Source organism: Rheinheimera nanhaiensis E407-8, from assembly GCF_000296695.1.
Lineage (GTDB): Bacteria > Pseudomonadota > Gammaproteobacteria > Enterobacterales > Alteromonadaceae > Alishewanella > Alishewanella nanhaiensis.
The window spans coordinates 1-684 of sequence record NZ_BAFK01000054.1 but is presented as its reverse complement, the minus strand read 5'-3'; the positions used below and the strand labels follow the sequence as shown (position 1 = coordinate 684).

Annotated in this window: 2 protein-coding genes; both read left to right on the top strand. The window is 49.1% G+C overall.

From position 1 onward, the window contains the following. Positions 1–251: hypothetical protein (locus RNAN_RS18550; protein ID WP_237739955.1), on the top strand; the 251-nt coding region annotated here is incomplete at its 5' end. A 32-nt stretch (positions 252–283) separates the two neighbouring features. Beyond that, positions 284–684 (top strand): DUF6641 family protein (locus RNAN_RS18545; protein WP_040552783.1); only part of this gene is annotated, 401 nt, incomplete at its 3' end.

Sequence of the window (684 nt, the reverse complement as noted above, 5' to 3'; positions counted from 1 at the left end):
TGCAGTGTGACTACTTGAGCGCGCCGCAAGTTTTAACGCTGTACAAGCGCACTGTGAGCGCTCCACAGCTATCGACGTTAGAGACTAAGCAGCTAAGTTCGCTTAGCAGATTAACGCCCGGCGATTTTGCACTTTTAACCCGTCGTTTGCGCTTTAGCGCAGCGCACGAACATCGTCAGTTAGCGCTTGCCGTGCTGACCGATGAAAACAACCGCAAGCAACCTAAAACCCCCATCGGCTTTGTGCAATAGCCACTAAGCCAACACCATAAGGAAAACACACTATGTCTATATTGAGTTCGCTCAAGGTTATCGCTCGCCCAAAAATTGAGCCCAAACCACCCATATTAGGCAAACGCCTGAAGCTGATTGAAAAGCTGGATGAGCAGCAAGCCATGGCACAGGCCATGTTAGATGGTCAGGCGTATGAAGCCTTCAAAGATAAAAAGGTGAAAGACCCCGACACCGGTGAGCGCAAAACCGTGCGTACACGCAAAGCGGTTCGTCCCTGGTATTTTGATGACAACGAGCACTACTACTTTGAAATCAAAGTTGGGCTTAAAACGCTGGAGCTGGAAAAAGGCAAAGCGGCTATCGATGTTGGTAAGAAAGAAGATTTACCAACCGTAATCAGCACCATCATCAAGGCCGTTGAAAGCGGTGAGCTGGATGCGCAGATATTGCA